This is a genomic window from Streptococcus sp. 1032, assembly GCF_013277015.1.
Taxonomy (GTDB): Bacteria; Bacillota; Bacilli; order Lactobacillales; family Streptococcaceae; genus Streptococcus.
The window spans coordinates 73,417-94,733 of the sequence record NZ_VMMD01000001.1; the positions used below are offsets into that span (position 1 = coordinate 73,417).

The 21,317-nt window shown below is 42.0% G+C and carries 19 protein-coding genes; 16 read left to right on the plus strand and 3 right to left on the minus strand.

From position 1 onward, the window contains the following. Positions 1-50 precede the first annotated feature (50 nt). Positions 51-1,322: a PLP-dependent aminotransferase family protein gene (locus HT711_RS00345; protein ID WP_173249669.1), complete on the minus strand. Its 1,272-nt coding sequence runs from the start codon at positions 1,320-1,322 to the stop codon at positions 51-53. A gap of 141 nt (positions 1,323-1,463) precedes the next feature. Between HT711_RS00345 and budA the strand changes: the two genes are divergently transcribed. The 10 genes from budA (at position 1,464) to alaS (ending at position 11,707) form a co-directional block, all read left to right on the plus strand. Then, positions 1,464-2,195 (plus strand): acetolactate decarboxylase, encoded by a 732-nt coding sequence (gene budA, locus HT711_RS00350; protein WP_164226487.1) that lies wholly within the window; start codon positions 1,464-1,466, stop codon positions 2,193-2,195. A 9-nt stretch (positions 2,196-2,204) separates the two neighbouring features. Next, positions 2,205-2,957: a YhfC family glutamic-type intramembrane protease gene (locus HT711_RS00355; RefSeq protein WP_164226486.1), complete on the plus strand. Its 753-nt coding sequence runs from the start codon at positions 2,205-2,207 to the stop codon at positions 2,955-2,957. A 111-nt stretch (positions 2,958-3,068) separates the two neighbouring features. Continuing rightward, complete coding sequence (gene murB / locus HT711_RS00360; protein ID WP_164226485.1) at positions 3,069-3,974, plus strand: UDP-N-acetylmuramate dehydrogenase; 906 nt, start codon at positions 3,069-3,071, stop codon at positions 3,972-3,974. A 159-nt stretch (positions 3,975-4,133) separates the two neighbouring features. Beyond that, positions 4,134-5,291: an ABC transporter ATP-binding protein gene (locus tag HT711_RS00365; RefSeq protein WP_173233355.1), complete on the plus strand. Its 1,158-nt coding sequence runs from the start codon at positions 4,134-4,136 to the stop codon at positions 5,289-5,291. Beyond that, the gene (locus tag HT711_RS00370) at positions 5,272-6,078 is read left to right on the plus strand and encodes an ABC transporter permease (RefSeq protein ID WP_000753801.1); all 807 of its coding nucleotides are present in this window, start codon (positions 5,272-5,274) and stop codon (positions 6,076-6,078) included. Before HT711_RS00365 ends, HT711_RS00370 begins: the two co-directional genes overlap by 20 nt. Further along, positions 6,075-6,848 carry an ABC transporter permease subunit gene (locus HT711_RS00375; protein ID WP_000712740.1) on the plus strand — a complete coding sequence of 258 codons (774 nt, stop codon included), beginning with the start codon at positions 6,075-6,077 and terminating at the stop codon, positions 6,846-6,848. Before HT711_RS00370 ends, HT711_RS00375 begins: the two co-directional genes overlap by 4 nt. Then, positions 6,845-7,915, plus strand: a complete 1,071-nt coding sequence (locus HT711_RS00380) for an ABC transporter substrate-binding protein (protein ID WP_000737952.1) — start codon at positions 6,845-6,847, stop codon at positions 7,913-7,915. The genes HT711_RS00375 and HT711_RS00380 overlap by 4 nt, the downstream gene beginning before the upstream one ends. A 140-nt stretch (positions 7,916-8,055) precedes the next feature. Further along, on the plus strand, positions 8,056-8,307 hold the full coding sequence (locus HT711_RS00385) for a hypothetical protein (RefSeq protein WP_173233358.1): 252 nt from the start codon (positions 8,056-8,058) through the stop codon (positions 8,305-8,307). Positions 8,308-8,581: 274 nt separating this feature from the next. Further along, positions 8,582-9,067, plus strand: a complete 486-nt coding sequence (locus HT711_RS00390) for an LURP-one-related/scramblase family protein (RefSeq protein WP_173233360.1) — start codon at positions 8,582-8,584, stop codon at positions 9,065-9,067. Between the two features lie 21 nt (positions 9,068-9,088). Next, the gene (gene alaS, locus HT711_RS00395; RefSeq protein ID WP_112444107.1) at positions 9,089-11,707 is read left to right on the plus strand and encodes an alanine--tRNA ligase; all 2,619 of its coding nucleotides are present in this window, start codon (positions 9,089-9,091) and stop codon (positions 11,705-11,707) included. Between the two features lie 89 nt (positions 11,708-11,796). Here alaS and HT711_RS00400 read toward each other — a convergent pair whose 3' ends face one another. Continuing rightward, a complete protein-coding gene (locus HT711_RS00400) occupies positions 11,797-13,251 on the minus strand; it encodes an alpha-amylase (protein WP_112444103.1) in 1,455 nt (484 codons plus the stop codon). A 179-nt stretch (positions 13,252-13,430) separates the two neighbouring features. Here HT711_RS00400 and HT711_RS00405 point away from each other — a divergent pair, with 179 nt between their 5' ends. The 3 genes from HT711_RS00405 to HT711_RS11470 all read left to right on the plus strand — a co-directional run bounded on the left by HT711_RS00405 (position 13,431) and on the right by HT711_RS11470 (position 16,127). Further along, positions 13,431-14,180: an ABC transporter ATP-binding protein gene (locus HT711_RS00405; RefSeq protein WP_173214098.1), complete on the plus strand. Its 750-nt coding sequence runs from the start codon at positions 13,431-13,433 to the stop codon at positions 14,178-14,180. Further along, a complete protein-coding gene (locus HT711_RS00410) occupies positions 14,161-15,795 on the plus strand; it encodes a hypothetical protein (RefSeq protein ID WP_112444099.1) in 1,635 nt (544 codons plus the stop codon). The genes HT711_RS00405 and HT711_RS00410 overlap by 20 nt, the downstream gene beginning before the upstream one ends. A gap of 71 nt (positions 15,796-15,866) precedes the next feature. Further along, complete coding sequence (locus HT711_RS11470) at positions 15,867-16,127, plus strand: hypothetical protein (protein ID WP_316043869.1); 261 nt, start codon at positions 15,867-15,869, stop codon at positions 16,125-16,127. A 223-nt stretch (positions 16,128-16,350) separates the two neighbouring features. On the opposite strand, the gene HT711_RS00415 is transcribed toward HT711_RS11470, so the two are convergent. After that, positions 16,351-18,468, minus strand: a complete 2,118-nt coding sequence (locus HT711_RS00415) for an LTA synthase family protein (protein WP_173233425.1) — start codon at positions 18,466-18,468, stop codon at positions 16,351-16,353. A 149-nt stretch (positions 18,469-18,617) separates the two neighbouring features. Between HT711_RS00415 and HT711_RS00420 the strand changes: the two genes are divergently transcribed. From HT711_RS00420 to HT711_RS00430, 3 genes are read left to right on the plus strand one after another with little or no spacing between them, the layout of a single operon-like run. Further along, positions 18,618-19,781: a class I SAM-dependent rRNA methyltransferase gene (locus tag HT711_RS00420; RefSeq protein ID WP_173233362.1), complete on the plus strand. Its 1,164-nt coding sequence runs from the start codon at positions 18,618-18,620 to the stop codon at positions 19,779-19,781. Further along, positions 19,778-20,455 (plus strand): type I 3-dehydroquinate dehydratase, encoded by a 678-nt coding sequence (aroD, locus tag HT711_RS00425; RefSeq protein WP_173233364.1) that lies wholly within the window; start codon positions 19,778-19,780, stop codon positions 20,453-20,455. Before HT711_RS00420 ends, aroD begins: the two co-directional genes overlap by 4 nt. Beyond that, positions 20,445-21,299 carry a shikimate dehydrogenase gene (locus HT711_RS00430; protein ID WP_173233366.1) on the plus strand — a complete coding sequence of 285 codons (855 nt, stop codon included), beginning with the start codon at positions 20,445-20,447 and terminating at the stop codon, positions 21,297-21,299. Before aroD ends, HT711_RS00430 begins: the two co-directional genes overlap by 11 nt. The last annotated feature ends 18 nt before the right edge of the window (positions 21,300-21,317 follow it).

A 21,317-nucleotide genomic window follows, 5' to 3' on the forward strand; every position in this document is an offset into this window, starting at 1 on the left:
GTGGTTTGAAGAGATTTTTGAAGAGTATAAGAAAAAAGCAGAGTTGGAAGTCATTCCAATTCTGCTTTTAAATAGTTTAAAACATTTTCCAGATTGTCTAAGGACACCTTGGCAAATTGATAAGGACAGGCACCCAAGTAAGCCTCTTCAAAGAAATCCAAGCCCAGTTGGCTGTGTTTGAGACTGGCGATTTTAGGATACTGTCTTAGGTCTAGTAATAAACCATCGTGTAGGGGAAAATGAGGAAGGGGACAAGGAGTGTTAGCTAGTCTTTTCTCAATTTGTTTTTGGTAGTCTTCCTGATTGGACAAGCGAGCTAGCCGATTTTTCTCAAATAATTGACTGTCAATATAGAGTGATAGGGCCTTTTGCATGATGAGGTTGCTGTCGTAGTCTAGGATATTTTTGTAGGCCACAAAAGCTTCCTTGATAGCATTTGGAAGAATGAGTGCCGTTATCCGCAGGGCTGGAAAGAGACTGGTTGAGAAGGACTTGATATAAATGACGCGCTCCTCTGTATCCAGATAGTGGAAGGTCTGGCCCTTCTTGGAGTCCAAATCACCCAGATAGTCATCCTCTACGATATAGACTCCATACTTGGCAGCTAAGTCAAGAATAGCTCGTTTGTCCTGCTCTGAGTAGGAATGGCCTAGGGGATAGTGAAATCGAGGAATGGTATAGAAAAACTTAATTTTTCCTGTTTTGAAGTGACCTTCCAGCTCATCCAAGTCAATCCCATCAATGCCTCGTTCAATCGTTTGATAGTCCAATCCCTGAGCAATCAAGAGGCGATTCATTCGATGATAGGTCGGATGTTCCACCAAGATTTCCTTGGCTAGGCTAGGGAAGGAAATTTGAGAGAGAATAAAAAGGGCTTGCTGGGTTCCAGAAGTCAATACCAGTTGGTCAGCCTTGCAGTAAAGAGCTTGGTCAAATAGGAGTTGGTGAATGGACTGTCTTAGGTCTTCTAATCCTTCTTGGTTGTCATAGTAATTAAAAAGGTAGTTTTCTCGACCAATTAAGGTTTCATTGACACAGAGTCGAAAATCGTCATAGGCGCTGGCATGTTCATCGGTAACTTCGATTTCTAGGTCCTGGTGTTGCCCTTGTTCTAGGACATAGTAGCCACTCTGGGGCTTGGCATAGAGATATTGTTCGTGCCGTAATTCCAGCAGGGCTCGTTGAATGGTGTCCTTGCTACAGTGAAAGTCAAGGCTCAGTTGACGGATAGAAGGCAGGCGACTTCCCGTTGGAAAACGTCCAGACTCGATGCCATTTTTCAGATAGGAAACGACCTCTTGGTACTTGCTTTGTTTCTTCATTCCAGACCTCCCTTGATTTTGTTACATTGTACCCTTTTTTTTCCTTCTTGGCAATGTCTAGGGTATTTCTCTCGTTCACATCTAGGGGCAAATGTGGTATACTTAGGAGTAAGATTTATAGAATAACAGACAAGAAAGTGAATGGATAAGAACGTGCAGGAACCAGTGAAATTATTTCAATACAATACCCTTGGAGCCTTGATGGCTGGCCTTTATGGTGGGACCATGACAGTGGGAGAATTGCTAGAGTATGGTGATCTTGGTTTGGGAACCTTGGATTCCATTGATGGGGAATTGATTGTCTTGGATGGCAAAGCTTATCAGGCCAAAGGATCAGGAGATCAGCCAGAAATTGTAGAAGTATCACCAGATGCCCTTATTCCTTACGCAGCAGTGGTACCGCATCAGGCAGAAGTCATTTTCCGCCAGCGCTTTGAGATGACAGACAAGGAATTGGAAGAACGAATCGAGTCTTATTATGATGGGGAAAATCTTTTCCGCTCTATCAAGATTCGGGGGGAATTTTCGCATATGCATGTGCGCATGATTCCTAAGTCGACACCAGATACCAAGTTTGCTGAGGTCGCAACCCATCAACCGGAATATAGTCGTGACAATGTGGTGGGAACCATCGTTGGTTTCTGGACGCCAGAGATTTTCCATGGGGTCAGTGTGGCAGGCTACCATCTGCACTTCATTTCAGATGATTTGACCTTCGGTGGACATGTCATGGACTTTGTCATCAAGGAAGGCATTATCGAGGTAGGAGCAGTGGACCAGTTGGACCAACGTTTCCCAGTACAAGACCGTCAATACTTGTTTGCTAAGTTCAATGTTGACGAGATGAAAAAAGATATTGAAAAGGCGGAATAGGAGAAGAAAATGACCATTCATATTATCATTACCATGTTGCTGTTGCTGGCTTTCTTGATAGGGAGCATTTGGTATGCTAAAAAGAAATACCAGATTAATCTAGCTGTCTTGGGCTTGGGGGCTGTTGCTTTCTTTGTCTCTTCACAGATTTTAGAAAAACTGGTGCATATCTTGGTTTTACATCCTCAAAAAGACGGTAGTATTGCCCTCTTGCAAGAACATCCGCTTGTCTATATCATCTATGGCCTAGCCATGGCAGCATTTTTTGAGGAAACTGCTCGTCTTATTTTCTTCAAATGGTTGGAGAAAAAGAGAAGTTTGGAAAAGGCAGATGCCTTAGCTTATGGATTGGGGCATGGTGGCTTGGAATTGATTTTCCTAGGTCTTACTAGTTTGCTTAATCTCTACTTCGTTCTCTCAGCAGTTCAAACGCAGAATCCACAGGTCATGCAATTGCTGTCTGAAAATATGTTGAAAACTATCCAGTCGCTATCAGTCTGGCAGATTTATTTGCTTGGTTTTGAGCGAATCTTGGCCCTAGGTTTCCAATTACTCTTGACTGTTTGGGTTTACCAAGCTGTTCGCCAGAAGAAATGGATTTATCTCCTAGCGGCCTATGGACTACATGTCTTCTTTGACCTAGCACCATCTCTAGTCCAAGTTGGCTGGTTGACCAATCCAGTCTTGGTTGAAGTTGTCCTAGCACTAGAGCTCGTTCTGGTTGCCTATGGAACCAAGGCAATCTTTTGCAAAAAATCATAAAAAGAGGGGAAACCTCTTTTTTTGTTTAAAATAAGCCCAAGATTTTTTTAGGGTCGTCAAATGGTCTTAAAAATGGTATAATGGAATGAATTTTGTAAAAGGAAGAGTGACATGTCTGTAAGAGAAAAAATACTTGAAATCTTAGAAGGAATTGATATCCGTTTTAAGGAACCCTTGCATAGCTATAGTTATACAAAAGTAGGTGGAGAGGCCGATTATTTGGTCTTTCCACGAAATCGTTTTGAGTTGGCTCGCCTTGTTAAATTTGCCAATCAAGAAAATATTCCTTGGATGGTTCTTGGAAATGCTAGCAACATCATTGTTCGTGATGGTGGGATTCGTGGATTTGTCATCTTGTGTGACAAGCTCAATAACGTTTCCGTTGATGGCTATACCATTGAAGCAGAAGCTGGTGCCAACTTGATTGAAACAACTCGCATTGCCCTTCGTCATAGTTTGACTGGTTTTGAGTTTGCTTGTGGCATTCCAGGAAGCGTTGGCGGTGCTGTCTTTATGAATGCAGGTGCCTATGGTGGTGAGATTGCCCACATCTTGCAGTCTTGTAAGGTCTTGACCAAGGATGGAGAAATCGAGACCCTGTCTGCCAAAGATTTGGCTTTTGGTTACCGCCACTCAGCCATTCAAGAGTCTGGTGCAGTTGTCTTGTCAGCTAAATTTGCCCTAGCCCCAGGAACCCATCAGGTTATCAAGCAAGAAATGGATCGCTTGACGCATCTACGTGAACTCAAGCAACCTTTAGAATATCCATCTTGTGGTTCGGTCTTTAAGCGTCCAGTAGGTCATTTTGCAGGTCAGTTAATTTCAGAAGCTGGCTTGAAAGGCTATCGTATCGGTGGCGTAGAAGTGTCAGAAAAGCACGCAGGATTTATGATCAATGTTGCTGATGGAACGGCCAAAGACTACGAAGACTTGATTGAGTCTGTGATTGAAAAAGTCAAGGAACACTCTGGCGTCACTCTTGAGAGAGAAGTCCGTATTTTAGGTGAAAGCAAGTAGGAAGCTGTAGTTGAAAAGCTGCTGCTATGTCATGGAAAGGGGGTGAAAGCCTATCGTTAGTGCAGAAGAATGTAGGCAGTTTAATCTCCTACACGAGGTAGTGGCGGCCTGACAGAGCCCTGATCTGTTAATCTATGAAAAAGAAGGAATAAATGACAATTGAAAAAACCAATTATTGAATTCAAAAACGTCTCTAAGGTTTTTGAAGACAGCAACACCAAGGTTCTCAAAGACATCAACTTTGAGTTGGAAGAAGGGAAATTCTATACCCTTCTAGGCGCATCTGGTTCAGGGAAATCAACTATCCTAAACATCATTGCAGGTTTGCTAGATGCGACGACTGGAGATATTTTACTGGACGGTGTTCGTATCAACGACATCCCAACCAACAAGCGAGACGTCCATACCGTTTTCCAATCTTATGCCTTGTTTCCACATATGAATGTGTTTGAAAATGTTGCTTTTCCACTTCGCTTGCGTAAGATTGACAAGAAAGAAATCGAGAAACGCGTAGCGGAAGTTCTCAAGATGGTTCAGTTGGAAGGTTACGAAAAACGTTCCATTCGTAAACTATCTGGAGGACAACGTCAGCGTGTAGCTATTGCCCGTGCCATCATCAACCAACCTCGTGTGGTTTTGTTGGACGAGCCTCTGTCAGCGCTGGATTTGAAATTGCGAACAGACATGCAGTACGAACTGCGTGAACTACAACAACGATTGGGCATTACCTTTGTCTTTGTTACACACGATCAGGAAGAAGCCCTTGCCATGAGTGACTGGATTTTTGTCATAAATGATGGCGAGATTGTCCAGTCTGGAACGCCTGTAGACATCTACGATGAGCCAATTAACCATTTTGTTGCTACCTTTATCGGTGAGTCAAATATCTTGCCAGGTACCATGATTGAGGACTACTTGGTTGAGTTTAACGGCAAACGCTTTGAAGCGGTCGATGGTGGGATGAAGCCAAATGAACCAGTCGAGGTTGTCATTCGTCCAGAGGACTTGCGGATTACCCTTCCTGAAGAAGGCAAGCTCCAAGTTAAGGTCGATACTCAACTTTTCCGTGGGGTGCATTATGAGATTATCGCCTATGACGAACTCGGAAATGAATGGATGATCCACTCAACTCGTAAGGCCATCGTTGGTGAGGAAATCGGTCTGGACTTTGAACCAGAAGACATCCACATCATGCGTCTCAACGAAACAGAAGAAGAATTCGATGCTCGTATCGAAGAATACGTGGAAATCGAAGAGCAAGAAGCAGGTCTGATCAATGCAATCGAGGAGGAAAGAGATGAAGAAAACAAGCTCTAAACTCTTTGTAGTGCCTTATATGCTTTGGATTGCCCTCTTTGTACTCGCACCCTTGGTCTTGATTTTTGGACAATCCTTTTTCAACATCGAAGGCCAGTTCAGTTTAGAAAACTATAAATCTTACTTTGCGTCACAAAACTTGACCTATCTCAAAATGAGCTTCAACTCTGTGCTCTATGCAGGGATTGTGACCTTTGTAACCCTACTTATCAGCTATCCAACAGCCCTCTTTTTAACCCGTCTCAAGCATCGTCAACTCTGGCTCATGCTGATTATTCTGCCTACCTGGATCAACCTTCTTCTTAAGGCCTATGCCTTTATCGGAATTTTTGGTCAAAATGGCTCTATTAACCAATTTTTGGAATTTATCGGAATCGGTTCACAGCAGTTGCTCTTTACCGATTTCTCCTTTATCTTTGTCGCAAGCTATATCGAGCTTCCCTTTATGATTTTGCCCATTTTCAATGTCTTGGATGATATGGATAACAACCTCATCAATGCCAGCTACGACCTCGGTGCGACTAAGTGGGAGACCTTCCGCCATGTCATCTTCCCTCTATCGATGAATGGGGTGCGAAGTGGGGTTCAATCGGTTTTTATTCCCAGTTTGAGTCTTTTCATGCTGACCCGTTTGATTGGTGGGAACCGCGTTATCACCTTGGGGACAGCCATTGAGCAGAACTTCCTAACCAATGACAACTACGGTATGGGTTCAACCATCGGTGTGATTCTCATCTTGACCATGTTCATCACCATGTGGGTGACCAAGGAAAGGAGAGAACGATGAAAAAATTTGCTAACCTTTATCTGGGACTGGTCTTTCTTGTCCTCTATCTTCCCATTTTTTACCTGATTGGCTATGCCTTTAATGCAGGTAACGACATGAATAGCTTTACAGGCTTTAGTTTGAGCCATTTTAAAACCATGTTTGGCGATGGTCGTCTCATGTTGATTGTGACTCAGACCTTTTTCTTGGCCTTTCTGTCAGCCTTGATTGCGACCATTATCGGGACTTTCGGTGCTATTTACATCTACCAGTCTCGTAAGAAATACCAAGAAGCCTTTCTTTCACTCAATAATATCCTCATGGTTGCGCCTGACGTTATGATTGGTGCCAGCTTCTTGATTCTCTTTACCCAACTCAAGTTTTCACTTGGCTTTTTGACCGTTCTATCTAGTCACGTGGCCTTCTCCATTCCTATCGTGGTCTTGATGGTCTTGCCTCGACTCAAGGAAATGAATGGGGACATGATTCATGCGGCTTATGACCTTGGTGCCAGTCAATTTCAGATGTTCAAGGAAATCATGCTTCCTTACCTGACACCGTCTATCATTGCAGGTTATTTCATGGCCTTCACCTATTCGCTAGATGACTTTGCTGTGACCTTCTTTGTAACGGGAAATGGCTTTTCAACCCTGTCAGTCGAGATTTACTCTCGTGCTCGCAAGGGGATTTCCTTAGAAATCAATGCCCTGTCTGCCCTTGTCTTTCTCTTTAGTATTATCCTAGTGGTTGGATATTACTTTATCTCACGTGAGAAGGAGGAGCAAGCATGAAAAAACTCTATTCATTTTTAGCAGGAATTGTAGCCATTATCCTCGTCTTATGGGGAATTGCGACTCATCTAGATAGTAAAATCAATAGTCGAGATAGTCAAAAACTGGTCATTTACAACTGGGGTGACTATATCGATCCAGAACTCTTGGAGAAATTCACAGAAGAAACAGGAATCCAAGTCCAGTATGAGACCTTTGATTCCAACGAAGCCATGTATACCAAGATCAAGCAGGGTGGAACGACCTACGATATTGCCATTCCTAGTGAATACATGATTAACAAGATGAAGGATGAAGACCTCTTGGTACCGCTTGACTATTCAAAACTTGAAGGTCTTGAAAATATCGGACCAGAGTTCCTCAACCAGTCCTTTGACCCAGGCAATAAATTCTCCATCCCTTACTTCTGGGGTACCTTAGGAATTGTTTACAATGAAACCATGGTAGATGAGGCGCCTGAGCATTGGGATGACCTCTGGAAGCCAGAGTATAAGAACTCTATCATGCTCTTTGATGGGGCACGTGAGGTACTGGGACTAGGACTCAATTCGCTAGGCTACAGCCTCAACTCCAAGGATACCCAGCAGTTGGAAGAGACAGTGGACAAGCTTTACAAGCTCACTCCAAATATCAAGGCTATCGTTGCTGACGAGATGAAGGGCTACATGATTCAGAACAATGCTGCTATCGGCGTGACCTTCTCTGGTGAAGCCAGCCAAATGCTAGAAAAAAACGAAAATCTACGCTATGTGGTTCCGACTGAGGCCAGCAACCTTTGGTTTGACAATATGGTCATTCCCAAAACAGTCAAAAACCAAGATGCAGCCTATGCCTTTATCAATTTTATGTTGAAACCTGAAAATGCTCTCAAAAATGCAGAGTATGTTGGCTATTCAACACCAAACCTACCAGCTAAGGAATTGCTCCCAGAGGAGAAAAAAGAAGACAAAGCCTTCTATCCAGACGCTGAAACCATGAAACACCTAGAAGTTTATGAGAAATTTGACCATAAATGGACAGGCAAATATAGCGACCTCTTCCTACAATTTAAAATGTATCGGAAGTAGGAGTAGAATGTAAGAAAACGAATCAGTTAAGCTGGTTCGTTTTTTAATAGAAGGCAATTTTTGTAACTGTATGTTTTTCTATGATAGTTGCTTGCCTAGTAGTATACTAAGCTTAACCTTACAGAAAGCGGTAACAAATAATGAAAATGTCTACTTTTTTCAAAAAAAGTTTCTGGCCAACCTTTTTGACTGTTCAGCAAACATATATACTATTTTATCTAAAGGATGGTTTGGATCGACAATACCTAACAACTGAGTCTATATATTTGGTGATAGGAAACTTTATATTTGCAAATATTTGCGTAGCTATATTTAGCAATTCGAAAACTTGGGATAAAAGTTGGGATAAAAAGAGTGATAGTAGTAAGAAAAAATATATTCTGAAAAAGTAATCTGAGATGTAGAGAATTGCTCTGATTCAACGAAGATGATTTCCAGTTGACGCAAGCTTAAAAAAACGTTATAATAAGAAAGTTGAGAATTGATTTTCTCTTGTCTTAGTCCAGAGAAATGGCGGTGCTGCAAGCCATCTAAGCTAGGAAATCATGCTACTCAATTTAACAATTGCATAAGAATAAGAGAATGACAAGTTCATTGAATGAAGGTGGTACCGCGGTTTTTCGCCCTTCGTGATATGAGCTTGTCTTTTGATTTTTGGAGGTGTTGATGAAAACATTTCTTGTCAAACAAAAGTTTCGTCTTGGAGGCGAACGCTTCGCTATCAAGGACGACAGGGGAGAAATCGCCTATCAGGTGGAGGGATCATTTTTTAAGATTCCCAAAACTTTTACCATCTATGATGCGGCTGGTGAACAGGTTAGTCAAATCAGTAAAGAAATCTTGACCTTGCTTCCTCGTTTTGAGATTCAGCTTCGGGATGGCTCGAGTTTTGTCATTCGGAAGAAGTTGACCGTCTGGCGAGATAAGTATGAGTTTGATAATTTAGGTCTTCGTATCGAGGGCAATATCTGGGATTTGAATTTCAAATTGCTGGATGATCGCGATCAGTTGATTGCAGAAATTAAAAAGGAACTCTTCCATCTGACCTCTACCTATAACGTAACAGTCCTTGAGGACGCTTATGCAGACCTAGTCATTTCTCTCTGTGTCGCGATTGACTATGTGGAAATGCTGGAAAGCCAATCACATTAAACAAGTAAATAAGGAGACAATATGAAACAACTATCTAGTGCACAAGTACGCCAAATGTGGCTTGACTTCTGGGCGACCAAAGGTCACTCTGTAGAACCATCAGTAAGTTTGGTTCCTGTAAATGACCCAACTCTTTTGTGGATTAACTCTGGGGTAGCAACTCTTAAGAAATACTTTGATGGGACTATTATCCCAGAAAATCCACGTATTACCAATGCGCAAAAGGCTATCCGTACCAACGACATCGAAAACGTAGGGAAGACTGCACGTCACCATACCATGTTTGAAATGTTGGGGAACTTCTCTATCGGTGATTACTTCCGTGACGAAGCGATCACTTGGGCTTATGAGCTTTTGACAAGCCCTGAGTGGTTTGACTTCCCAGCTGAAAAACTTTACATGACTTACTATCCAGCTGATAAAGATTCATACAACCGCTGGATTGAAGTGGGAGTGGATCCAAGTCACTTGATTCCAATTGAGGACAACTTCTGGGAAATCGGTGCGGGACCTTCTGGACCAGATACAGAAATCTTCTTTGACCGTGGGGAAGCCTTTGACCCAGAAAATATCGGTCTTCGCCTGCTTGCAGAAGATATTGAAAACGACCGTTATATCGAAATCTGGAACATCGTTTTATCACAATTTAACGCAGACCCTGCTGTTCCTCGTAGCGAATACAAGGAATTGCCACACAAGAACATTGATACGGGAGCTGGTTTGGAGCGTTTGGTGGCCGTTATCCAAGGGGCTAAGACCAACTTTGAAACAGACCTCTTCATGCCAATCATTCGTGAAGTAGAGAAATTGTCTGGTAAGGTCTATGACCAAGATGGCGACAACATGAACTTCAAGGTCATCGCAGACCACATTCGTTCTTTGTCATTTGCCATCGGTGATGGTGCCCTTCCAGGAAATGAAGGTCGTGGTTATGTCCTTCGTCGTCTCCTTCGTCGTGCGTCTATGCATGGTCAAAAATTGGGTATCAACGAGCCTTTCCTTTACAAACTCGTTCCAACCGTTGGAAAAATCATGGAAAGCTACTACCCAGAAGTGCTTGAAAAACGTGACTTTATCGAAAAAATCGTTAAGAGCGAGGAAGAGTCATTTGCCCGTACCCTTCACTCAGGTCAACACTTTGCCCAAGGAATCGTAGCAGACTTGAAAGAAAAAGGTCAATCTGTCATTGCTGGTTCAGATGTCTTCAAACTCTATGATACTTATGGGTTCCCAGTTGAATTGACTGAAGAAATCGCTGAAGAAGCTGGTATGACTGTAGACCGTGAAGGTTTTGAAGCAGCCATGAAAGAACAGCAAGAACGCGCGCGTGCGTCAGCTGTCAAGGGTGGTTCAATGGGTATGCAAAATGAAACCCTCCAAAACATCACTGTAGAAAGTGTCTTCAACTACAATGCTAGCCAATTGTCTTCTAAATTGGTAGCTATCGTGGCTGACAATGCAGAAGTAGAAGCTGTATCTGAAGGAACTGCCTCTCTTATCTTTGCGGAAACTCCATTCTACGCTGAGATGGGTGGACAGGTGGCTGACCACGGACAAATCTTGGATGAGTCAGGTAAGGTCGTGGCTACTGTGACTAATGTTCAAAAAGCACCAAACGGACAAGCTCTTCACACTGTTGAAGTCCTTGCACTGCTTGCCTTGAACCAAGAATATACCTTGGCAATTGATACAAATCGTCGTCACCGTGTTATGAAAAACCACACTGCGACTCACTTGCTTCACGCTGCTCTTCACAATATCCTTGGAAATCATGCGACACAAGCAGGATCTCTTAACGAAGTTGAATTCCTTCGCTTTGACTTTACCCACTTCCAAGCAGTAACTGCAGAAGAATTGCGTGCTATTGAACAGCAAGTCAATGAAAAAATCTGGGAAGCACTTGAAGTGAAGACAGTTGAAACAGATATTGACACTGCCAAGGAAATGGGAGCGATGGCCCTCTTTGGTGAGAAATACGGCAAGGAAGTCCGTGTTGTTACAATCGGTGACTACTCTATCGAGCTTTGTGGTGGTACCCACGTTGGCAACACTTCTGAAATTGGTCTCTTCAAGATAGTCAAAGAAGAAGGTATCGGATCAGGAACTCGCCGTATTTTAGCAGTGACTGGTAAGGAAGCCTTTGAAGCCTATCGTGAACAAGAAGACGCACTTAAAGCTGTCGCAGCAACCTTGAAAGCACCTCAAGTCAAGGAAGTACCTCATAAAGTAGAAGGACTTCAAGAACAACTTCGTCAATTGCAAAAAGAAAATGCTGAGTTGAAAGAAAAAGCCGCAGCTGCAGCTGCAGGCGACATCTTCAAGGATGTTAAGGAAGTCAACGGTCACCGTTACATTGCTAGTCAAGTGTCTGTATCAGATGCCGGTGCTCTTCGTACTTTTGCGGATAACTGGAAACAAAAAGACTACTCTGATCTTCTTGTCCTAGTTGCCGCTATCGGTGACAAAGTCAATGTCCTTGTAGCAAGCAAGACAAAAGACCTTCATGCAGGAAACCTTGTCAAAGAATTAGCACCAATCGTCGATGGACGTGGTGGTGGTAAACCAGACATGGCCATGGCAGGGGGAAGCAACCAAGCTAAGATCCAAGAATTGTTGGATGCAGTAGCAGGTAAATTGTAATCAAGTAAAGATCTATCCATTTGGGTAGGTCTTTTTGTGAATGCAAAAAAGCCAAATCCGTTTGGACCTGGCTTGATTATTATGCACTATTAGATTGTATTGGCTGCCCAGACACTTACGGATCTAGCTGAGACTGGGAATTGTCCATAACCTTCCTCATCGATTGTAACTTGATCTTGGTGGTTTCCAAGTAAATCTATGAAAGTTTGGTTAGCCCATTCTTGGCCGACAAACATTGATTTGCTGTTTTCTTGGTCATTTGAGATAAGGACTGCGATTGGGGATTGATGTTCAGCACCTGAACGTACCCAACCGATACAGTTAGGATCATCAAAGTAGTCATTTTGTTCTCCATAGGCCAAATCTTTTCGGATGGCTAGGAGGCGGTCAAGGACCTCTTTGAAATCTTGTTGAGCATATTGTCCTGAAATCCCATAGTAGTCTCCGTAAAAGACACATGGAAGGCCATTTTGGCGTAACAGAATGAGGGCATAGGCTGCTGGTTTAAACCATTCTTCAACGGTAGACTCAAGAGCCTGACCTCGTTGTGTATCGTGGTTGTCGACAAAAGTCACAGCCTTGTCAGGCTTGAGTTCAACCAGGCTATCTGTGAAAATACCACGAAGGTCATAGTTGGAACCTGCTCGGCTAGCATCAAAGAGATTCTGGTGGAGACGAACATCGACAAGGTCAAAGCGTTCTTCCGTTTTTTCAAGATAGTCCAGATTGGCTTCCTTGTCTGGATTCCAAAATTCACCAAAAACATAGAAATCCTCACCGTATTTTTCCTTCATATCGCGGATAAAATTGCTCATGAAGAAAGAGTCAATGTGCTTAACGGCATCCAAACGGAAACCAGCAATACCAGTCGTCTCCATGAACCAGTCAGTCCAGTCATAGATATTTTTGATAACTTCAGGATGCTTAAAGTCTAGGTCGGCATACATGAGGTAGTCGTAGTTACCATTTTCGTTATCGACCAATTCCTCATTTGCCCAGCCCTTGTTGTCCCCTTGGATGAGATAAATCCCAGACTTACGGCGTTTTGCATCATAGTCAGTACCTGTGAAGTGGTACCAGTGCCAGTGGAAGTCATTGTAGGTATCGTGGCGACCATCGAAGGTAAAGCTAGTCCAGCCATTGATGGTGAAAGGTTCTCCAAGTTCGACTGTACGGTCTACAGGATCCACTTCGATGACCTGAAAGGCTTCCATGTGATCAGCCGCCGCCTTGTGATTGAGCACCACATCGGCCATAGGTTGAATTCCCTGTGCTTTTAGGGCTTGAATGGCTTGAAGATAGTCTTCTTTGAAACCATACTTGGTACGGACTGTCCCTTTTTGGTTGAACTCTCCTAGGTCGAATAAGTCATAGACCCCATAGCCTACATCTTTTTCATTGGTAGCCTTGAAAGCTGGTGGCATCCAGACATGGCTGATACCGAGATTAGCTAGGTGTGGAGCATCTTCAGCCAGACGCGTCCAGTGCTGACCGTCGTGGGGCAGATACCATTCAAAGTATTGCATGAGTGTTTGATTTTGCATGATGTTTCCTCTTACTTGTCAATCTTGTTCTTTATTCTATCATAAAGTATCTCTTGGCGCAAACGTTTGCGTAAGAATAGAAGGAAACTATTGTATCTACTTAAAATAAAGTGTTGATTTTTTTGTATCAAAGTGCTAGTATAATAGTATGTAATATAGATAAAGATAGGAGTCATCCCATGATTGAATTTCAAAATGTTAGTAAGTTGTATGGTGATAAAGAGGCTTTGAGCAATCTCAATTTGCAGATTGAAAATGGGGAGATTATGGGCTTGATTGGCCATAACGGTGCTGGAAAATCGACTACCATAAAATCCCTAGTCAGTATCATTTCGCCCAGCAGTGGTCGTATTTTGGTAGATGGTCAGGATTTATCGGAAAATCGCTTGGCTATTAAACGAAAGATTGGCTACGTTGCAGACTCGCCTGACTTATTTTTACGCTTAACGGCCAATGAATTTTGGGAATTGATTGCCTCATCCTATGATTTGAGCAGCTCTGACTTGGAGGCTAGTCTAGCTAGGCTATTGAACGTTTTTGATTTTGCTGAAAACTGCTATCAGGTTATTGAAACCCTTTCTCACGGAATGCGTCAGAAAGTCTTTGTCATCGGAGCACTCTTGTCCGATCCCGATATTTGGGTCTTGGACGAACCCTTGACAGGTTTGGATCCCCAGGCTGCCTTTGATTTGAAGCAAATGATGAAGGAGCATGCGCAAAAAGGCAAGACAGTCTTGTTTTCAACCCATGTCCTAGAGGTGGCAGAGCAAGTCTGTGATCGGATTGCCATTTTGAAAAAGGGGCATTTGATTTATTGTGGTAGCGTAGAGGACTTGAGAAAAGACCACCCAAACCAGTCTTTAGAAAGTATCTATCTTAGCCTTGCTGGTAGAAAAGAGGAGGTTTCAGATGCGTCTCAAGGTCATTAAAAAATTAGTTGATATCAATATCCTCTATTCATCTCAAGAAGCTAATCTGGCTAACCTACGAAAGAAGCAAGCTAAGAATCCTGAGAAAAAAGTAAATGTTTCCGCTAGAGTCCTAAGTTCTTACATTTTTTCTAGTCTCTTGATGCTTTTCATGTTTATAAATATAGCCTTTCGTTTTCCTTTTGAGGAAATACCAAGTTTTTTTAGTAGCATGGTTGCTATTTTACTGGTGCTTGCCTTTTCAACTTCTTTCACTGCATTTTACAATGTCTTTTATGAGAGTAAGGACTTGGCATCGTATAGGCCCTATGCCTTTAAAGAATCAGAGATTATAATTGCTAAAGGACTGTCTGTTCTCTTGCCAGCTCTAGCTGGAATTGTACCAATCCTAGCTTATTTTCTAGTCCTCTATATTAGGCTAGCTCCTTCTCTTTGGCTGGGCTTGCCTTTGATGCTGCTGTCCTTGGCCTTATTATTTGTCTCTGTTACTTTAGTGATGGTAGTGGCAGTACATTTCTTGGCTCAGACTAGGGTCTTCAGAAAGTATCAGTCTATTTTTTCGAATGTGATGATTGGGATAGGAGTTCTCATACCTTTAATATTTGTCCTCTTTCTACAGTCGACTTTTGGAAGTATTGTTGACAAAGTTAGAGACATTCCATTTCTCCTTTATCCTCTTCATATCTTTTACAAAATAGCAGTGGAGCCTTTTTCGACAGAAGCCATACTGGGTCTGCTCGCTTGGATAACTCTAACTGTCTTCTTACTTTACCTGACCAAAAAGAAGGTTCTTCCTCATTTTTATGACGTGATTCTGCTTAACAGTGAGGAGAAGGTCAAGAAAGAACGTCGCAGTAAGGAGAGAATTTCAACTACTAAAAAAGGATTTTTCCGTATGGTTTTACGCTACCACCTCACCCTCTTGGGACAGGGGACTGGCGTGATTACAGTGCTTTTTACAAGTGCTTTCCTTCCTTATCTCATGATGATTGGTCTGATTTCCAAAATCCGAGATTCTCAGATAGTTCCAGACATTCATCCTCCATACTGGTTACCCTTGTTTTTTGTAGGAGTGTTTATAGCAGTTGTCAATAACAATATCACCAGCCTGCATTCAATTGCCTTGTCCTTGGAGAGAGAAAATGTTGATTTTCTTAAGAGTTTACCCTTTGACTTTGCTCGTTATGTGAAAGTGAAATTTTGGATTATATTTGCTGTCCAGTCCTTTTTACCAGTCCTGACTTTACTTGGTCTTTCTCTATATCTAGGCTTGCCCATCCTTTCGATGATTTACCTTATTGTGGCCTGGATCTTTGCAAGTGTCATCCTTTCTTGCCACCATTACCTTAAGGACGTTAAAAATCTGTCAACCAATTGGAGTAACATTACGGACCTGGTGAACCGTTCAAATCGTATAGTAGCAATAGTTTTACTCTTAATTTATAGTGTTATCTTAATGGCCCTTGTAATAGGGAGCTTATTCTTGGTTCGGTCTCTCTCCCCTATCCTTGCCATTAGCTTGGGAGTAGGAGCTCTTATCCTCTTGCTTGGTCTTGCTATTTTTGGCTATCATTACTACCTGTCACGCATATTGGCAGAAATAGAAAAAAGATGAGATAGTTGGTCGCTTGCTTGATAAATTTAATTCGACAAACGCTTTTATAGTTTGTTAGAATGTAGTTGTAAATGATTAAGATTGGTAATCAAAAATATATAGGGAGGAATGTTTTGAATAAGAAATATAATCTAGTTCTATTATTGTTGTTTATAGTTTATTTATTGGGATATTTTTCAATTTCAAAAACGTTCATTCCTATAATGTGTGTGATCCAAGTATTTTTGATAGAACATATATTTAAAGTTCGAAATAGAATGATGCAAATAGGTGAAATTTTAATTATTGTTGCTTCTATAATATTATTTATTGATAGTATATTTAGTTTGTAACAAAAGGCTTTTCTATAAAATCAAATTTTCCAGATACCTGCTGAAGCTGATTTATATCCTAATATTTCTTCTACTATCTTCGTCACTAAACTTGACAGACATATATTGCAGGTACAACCTCTCTACCTACAATCTTACAGGTTAGTTTCTTAGTTTGTTATTTGATTTTCATTGAATTTTATTTTATAAAAAGAAATGCTCCTCCACGATGGAAGAGCATCTTTTATTGTGATTTTGATTCGGTTTCGGCCGACTCGGGATGGAGTTCTTGGTAACTTGGTGCCTTGAAAAGGTCAGTACTGGTCTTACCTTGTCGTTGGCTAAAGAGACTGTTTGATTGACTACCTTTTTCCTGCTCAATCTTTTGAAGAATTGGTAAAGAATTGAGGTAAGAAATACTTTCAGTATCAACTTTTCCAAGATGATCTTTTTGGTAAAAACGTATCAAATCGCCAGTTTGAATCTGGTCGCTGATTTTCAGCTGTTGACTGGCTGCCTGTCGAACGCTTTCCAGTTCGGTCTGAGCTTGTTCATCAAGATTGCTGATTTCAAGACCGCTTTCAGTATAGTAGGTTCGTCCGTCGTAGTTGGTATATTTTGGTGTGACGAAGGAATTGGCAGTTCGAAAGGCAACGATTTCTTGGTGGTCTGGTGATAGGAGGTCTTGGCCGACTTGAAGGAAGGAATTGGACTCAATACCAAGGAGGTGTTCGAGAGTTGGTAAGATATCGATTTGTCCACCGTAGGTATTGATGATTTGTCCTTTTTCATAGCCAGGCATGACCACCATAAAAGGCACTCGTTGCAACATGGCATTGTCGTAATTCGACCAGTTCTCAGAAGTCTTGCCAATCAAGGGTGCCAGCTCAGGATTGCGGGAGTTGGAAATCCCATAATGGTCTCCGTAGATGACGATGATGGATTTTTCATAGAGGCCACTTTCTTTGAGATAGTCAAAGAAGGCCTTGATAGCACTGTCCAGATAGTTAGCTGTTTGGAAGTAGCCATTGATGGTTTCATCTTTGGTTTTAGCCAAGGGGAAACCAAGCTCATCGCCTGTCAGATTGCTAGCATAGGGATAGTGATTGGACACCGTGATATACTTAGCATAAAAAGGTTGCTGTAAATGCTCCAGATACTGAATAGAATCTTTCATCATGATTTTATCATTTAAACCATATTGGAAAGAGTTGCTACTGTCTTGCTTGGTGAAGTAGGAAGCATCAAAGAAGTATTGGTAGCCCCATTGCTTGTAGGTCGTATTTCGGTTCCAGAAGGTCCCGATATTGCCGTGAAAGACAGCACTTGATTGGTAGCCGTTTTTTGATAGGATAAAAGGCGCAGCTTGCTGGGTATTGGTACCTCCATAGTTGACCATGAAGGAACCTTGGTCAAGTCCAAACAAACCAGTTTCCAGCATGGTTTCCGCATCTGAGGTCTTCCCAGCCTTGACTTGGTTAAAGATATTCGAAAAGGCTAGGGTTGATTGCGAATGGTAGAGGGAGTTGAGGAAGGGAGTGACTTCATGCTCAGTTCCATCTATGTTGAGTTTATAGTCAAGCAGGAACTGCTGGAAGCTCTCCAAGTGGAGATAAATCACATTTTTCCCTTTGGCTAAGCCGAAATAGTCTGGATTGGGCTTAGCCGAATGTTCTTGAATATAATCTGTAATAGGTTGAAGGTCGGTCTCAGAGGCCTTAGCACGTTCTTTGTTGGCGCTATAGGATTGATTGGCACTATAACCTAAAAAGGCGGGCAAACTAAGGGCACGAACAATATAATAATTAGAAAATCCTCGCGACAGGAGATCGGGACGCTCAATTTCAGCCAAGAAAAGATTAGCAGAAAAGAGCAGGGCTGAGAGTGCAGTGATAGCAACACTTGAGCGGAATTTGAAAGGTCTCCTATCCAGCTGGATGAATTTTTTATAGAAAAGGAAAGCCAGCAATGGGAAATCCATAAAATAGATGAAATCCCAAAAGCGCAGTAACTCTAGTTCTGCAGTACCAACAGACACCTTGCTGACCACCTTCATGGTATTAGCCGTGATAAAGTCGCTAAATTCTCGATAGTAAAAGACATTGGAATAAAGCCAAATGAATAAAAGGCTATAAATAGCTATACTCAGGCCATAAAAAATCTTGGTTGAGCGAGCATAGAGGGCTAGAGCCAGCAGGAGTAGCCCCAAAGGAAGGGGATTGAAAAAGGCGATAAAGGCAAGGTAATTTCCCTGCAACTTGCCCACTTGAATATCTAAATTAAAGTCAACGGCATAGGCTAATAAGGTTTTGAGCCAATAGAGGATTAAAAGGGTTAGGACAAAACCCAGTCTGGTACCCATGGCTTTTTGGATTTTGTTAAAATTGCTTTTCACACATTTACTTCCTAATTTTTTATTAGTATTAGTATACCATTTTTTAAAAGAAGAGTAAAAAAGCAAGGGTAGTTTCTTTTTTGAGAATTGGCTAAAAGTTTGATATAATGGTAGTTATGAATAGAATAAGAGTCAGCAAAAGGCTTGAAAAGAAGCTCGCTAAGGGGCTAGTTTTACTAGAAGCCAGTGATCTTGAGAATGTCAATCTCAAGGATCAGGAAGTAGAAGTCCATAGTCAAGATGGAACCTTTCTTGGTACTGTCTACCTTTCCCAGCAAAACAAGGGCTTGGGCTGGTTTGTTAGTAAGGACAAGGTGGCCTTCAATCAAGCTTTCTTTGAAACGCTGTTTAGACAAGCTAAAGAAAAGAGAAGCGCCTACTATCAAGATGAATTGACAACTGCCTTTCGTCTCTTCAACCAAGAGGGAGATGGCTTTGGCGGTCTGACAGTGGACCTTTATGGCGACTATGCCGTCTTTTCTTGGTATAACTCTTATGTTTATCAGATTCGTCAGACAATCTCAGAAGCTTTTAGACAGGTTTTTCCTGAGGTTTTAGGAGCCTATGAGAAGATTCGCTTTAAGGGTTTGGACTATGAATCTGCCCATGTTTATGGTCAAGAAGCACCTGACTTTTTCACTGTTTTGGAAAATGGTGTTCTGTATCAAGTCTTTATGAACGATGGCTTGATGACAGGGATTTTCCTAGACCAGCATGAAGTTCGCGGTAGTTTAGTGGATGGATTGTCTATGGGTAAATCCTTGCTCAATATGTTTTCCTACACAGCAGCCTTTTCAGTAGCTGCAGCTATGGGAGGAGCTAGCCAGACAACTTCTGTTGACCTAGCTAAACGTTCACGAGAATTGTCTCAAGCGCATTTTCAGGCAAATGGAATCACCACAGACGACCATCGTTTTATAGTCATGGATGTCTTTGAATATTTCAAATATGCCAAACGAAAAGGCTTGACCTACGATGTCATTGTCCTAGATCCGCCTAGCTTTGCTCGGAACAAAAAACAAACGTTCTCTGTGGCCAAGGATTATCACAAGTTGATCTCTCAGAGTCTTGAGATTTTAAATCCGGGCGGTATTATTATTGCCAGTACCAATGCTGCCAATGTTTCCCGTCAGAAATTTACAGAACAAATTGATAAAGGCTTTGCAGGAAGAAGTTATCAGATTTTAAATAAATATGGTCTTCCAGCAGATTTCGCCTATAATAAAAAAGATGAAAGTAGTAATTACCTCAAGGTGATTAGTATGAAGGTTAGTAAATGAAATTGATCGTTTCAGTAATGCCAAGAAGTTTAGAGGAGGCCCAGGCTCTGGATGCCACGAGGTATCTGGATGCCGACATCATTGAATGGCGTGCCGACTATCTGCCTAAGGAAGCGATTTTGCAGGTGGCTCCAGCTATTTTTGAAAAATTCGCAGGTCGTGAGTTGGTTTTCACGCTGAGAACTCGTTCTGAAGGGGGAGAAATCGACCTTTCTCCAGAAGAATATATCCATCTAATCAAGGAAGTGGCGCAACTCTATCAACCAGACTATATTGATTTTGAATACTATAGCTACAAGGATGTTTTTGAGGAAATGCTGGACTTCCCAAATCTCGTTTTGAGTTACCATAATTTCCAAGAAACACCTGAGAACATGATGGAAATCTTGTCAGAGTTGACGAGCTTAAATCCAAAACTTGTTAAAGTTGCGGCTATGGCTCACACGGAGCAGGATGTCTTAGACTTGATGAACTATACACGAGGCTTTAAAACCCTCAATCCTGAACAGGAGTATGTAACTATTTCTATGGGCAAGGTGGGCAAGGTCTCTCGTATCACTGCGGATGTGACAGGTTCTAGCTGGTCCTTTGCTAGTCTGGATGAGGCTAGTGCCCCTGGTCAGATTTCTCTAGCTAACATGAAAAAAATCAGGGAGATTTTGGATGAAGCTTGATGGCTATACACGTTTAGCTGCAGTTGTTGCCAATCCTATTAAGCACTCTATTTCTCCCTTCATCCACAATAGGGCCTTTGAGGCGACAGCTACCAATGGTGCTTACGTGGCTTGGGAGATTGAAGCGGCTGACTTGGAAGTCACAGTGGCCAATATTCGTCGCTACCAGATGTTTGGCATCAACCTGTCCATGCCCTATAAGGAGCAGGTGATTTCTTATTTAGATGAATTGAGCGATGAAGCGCGCTTGATTGGTGCGGTTAATACGGTTGTCAATGAGAATGGCAATTTAATTGGATATAATACAGATGGCAAGGGATTTTTTAAGAGCTTGCCTTCTTTTACAATTACAGGTAAGAAGATGACCCTGCTGGGTGCAGGTGGTGCGGCCAAGTCTATCTTGGCACAAGCTATTTTGGACGGCGTCAGTCAGATTTCGGTCTTTGTTCGTTCAGTTTCTATGGAAAAAACAAGACCTTACCTAGACAAGTTACAGGAGCAAACAGGCTTTAAAGTGGACTTGTACGCTTTAGAAGATGTTCCTAAACTGCAAGCAAGGATTGCTGAGTCGGATTTACTGGTCAATGCCACCAGTGTGGGCATGGATGGTCAATCATCCCCAGTTCCTGAAAGCATCAATTTGCCAGAAACTATCTTGGTGGCAGATATTATTTATCAACCCTTTGAAACGCCATTTTTAAAATGGGCCAGAAGTCAGGGCAAACCAGCGGTTAATGGTCTGGGAATGTTGCTCTATCAAGCTGCAGAAGCTTTTCAACTGTGGACAGGCAAGGAAATGCCAACAGAAGAGATTTGGCAGTCTTTAACAGAAAAATACCAATAAAGAAAAGGAGATTCTCCT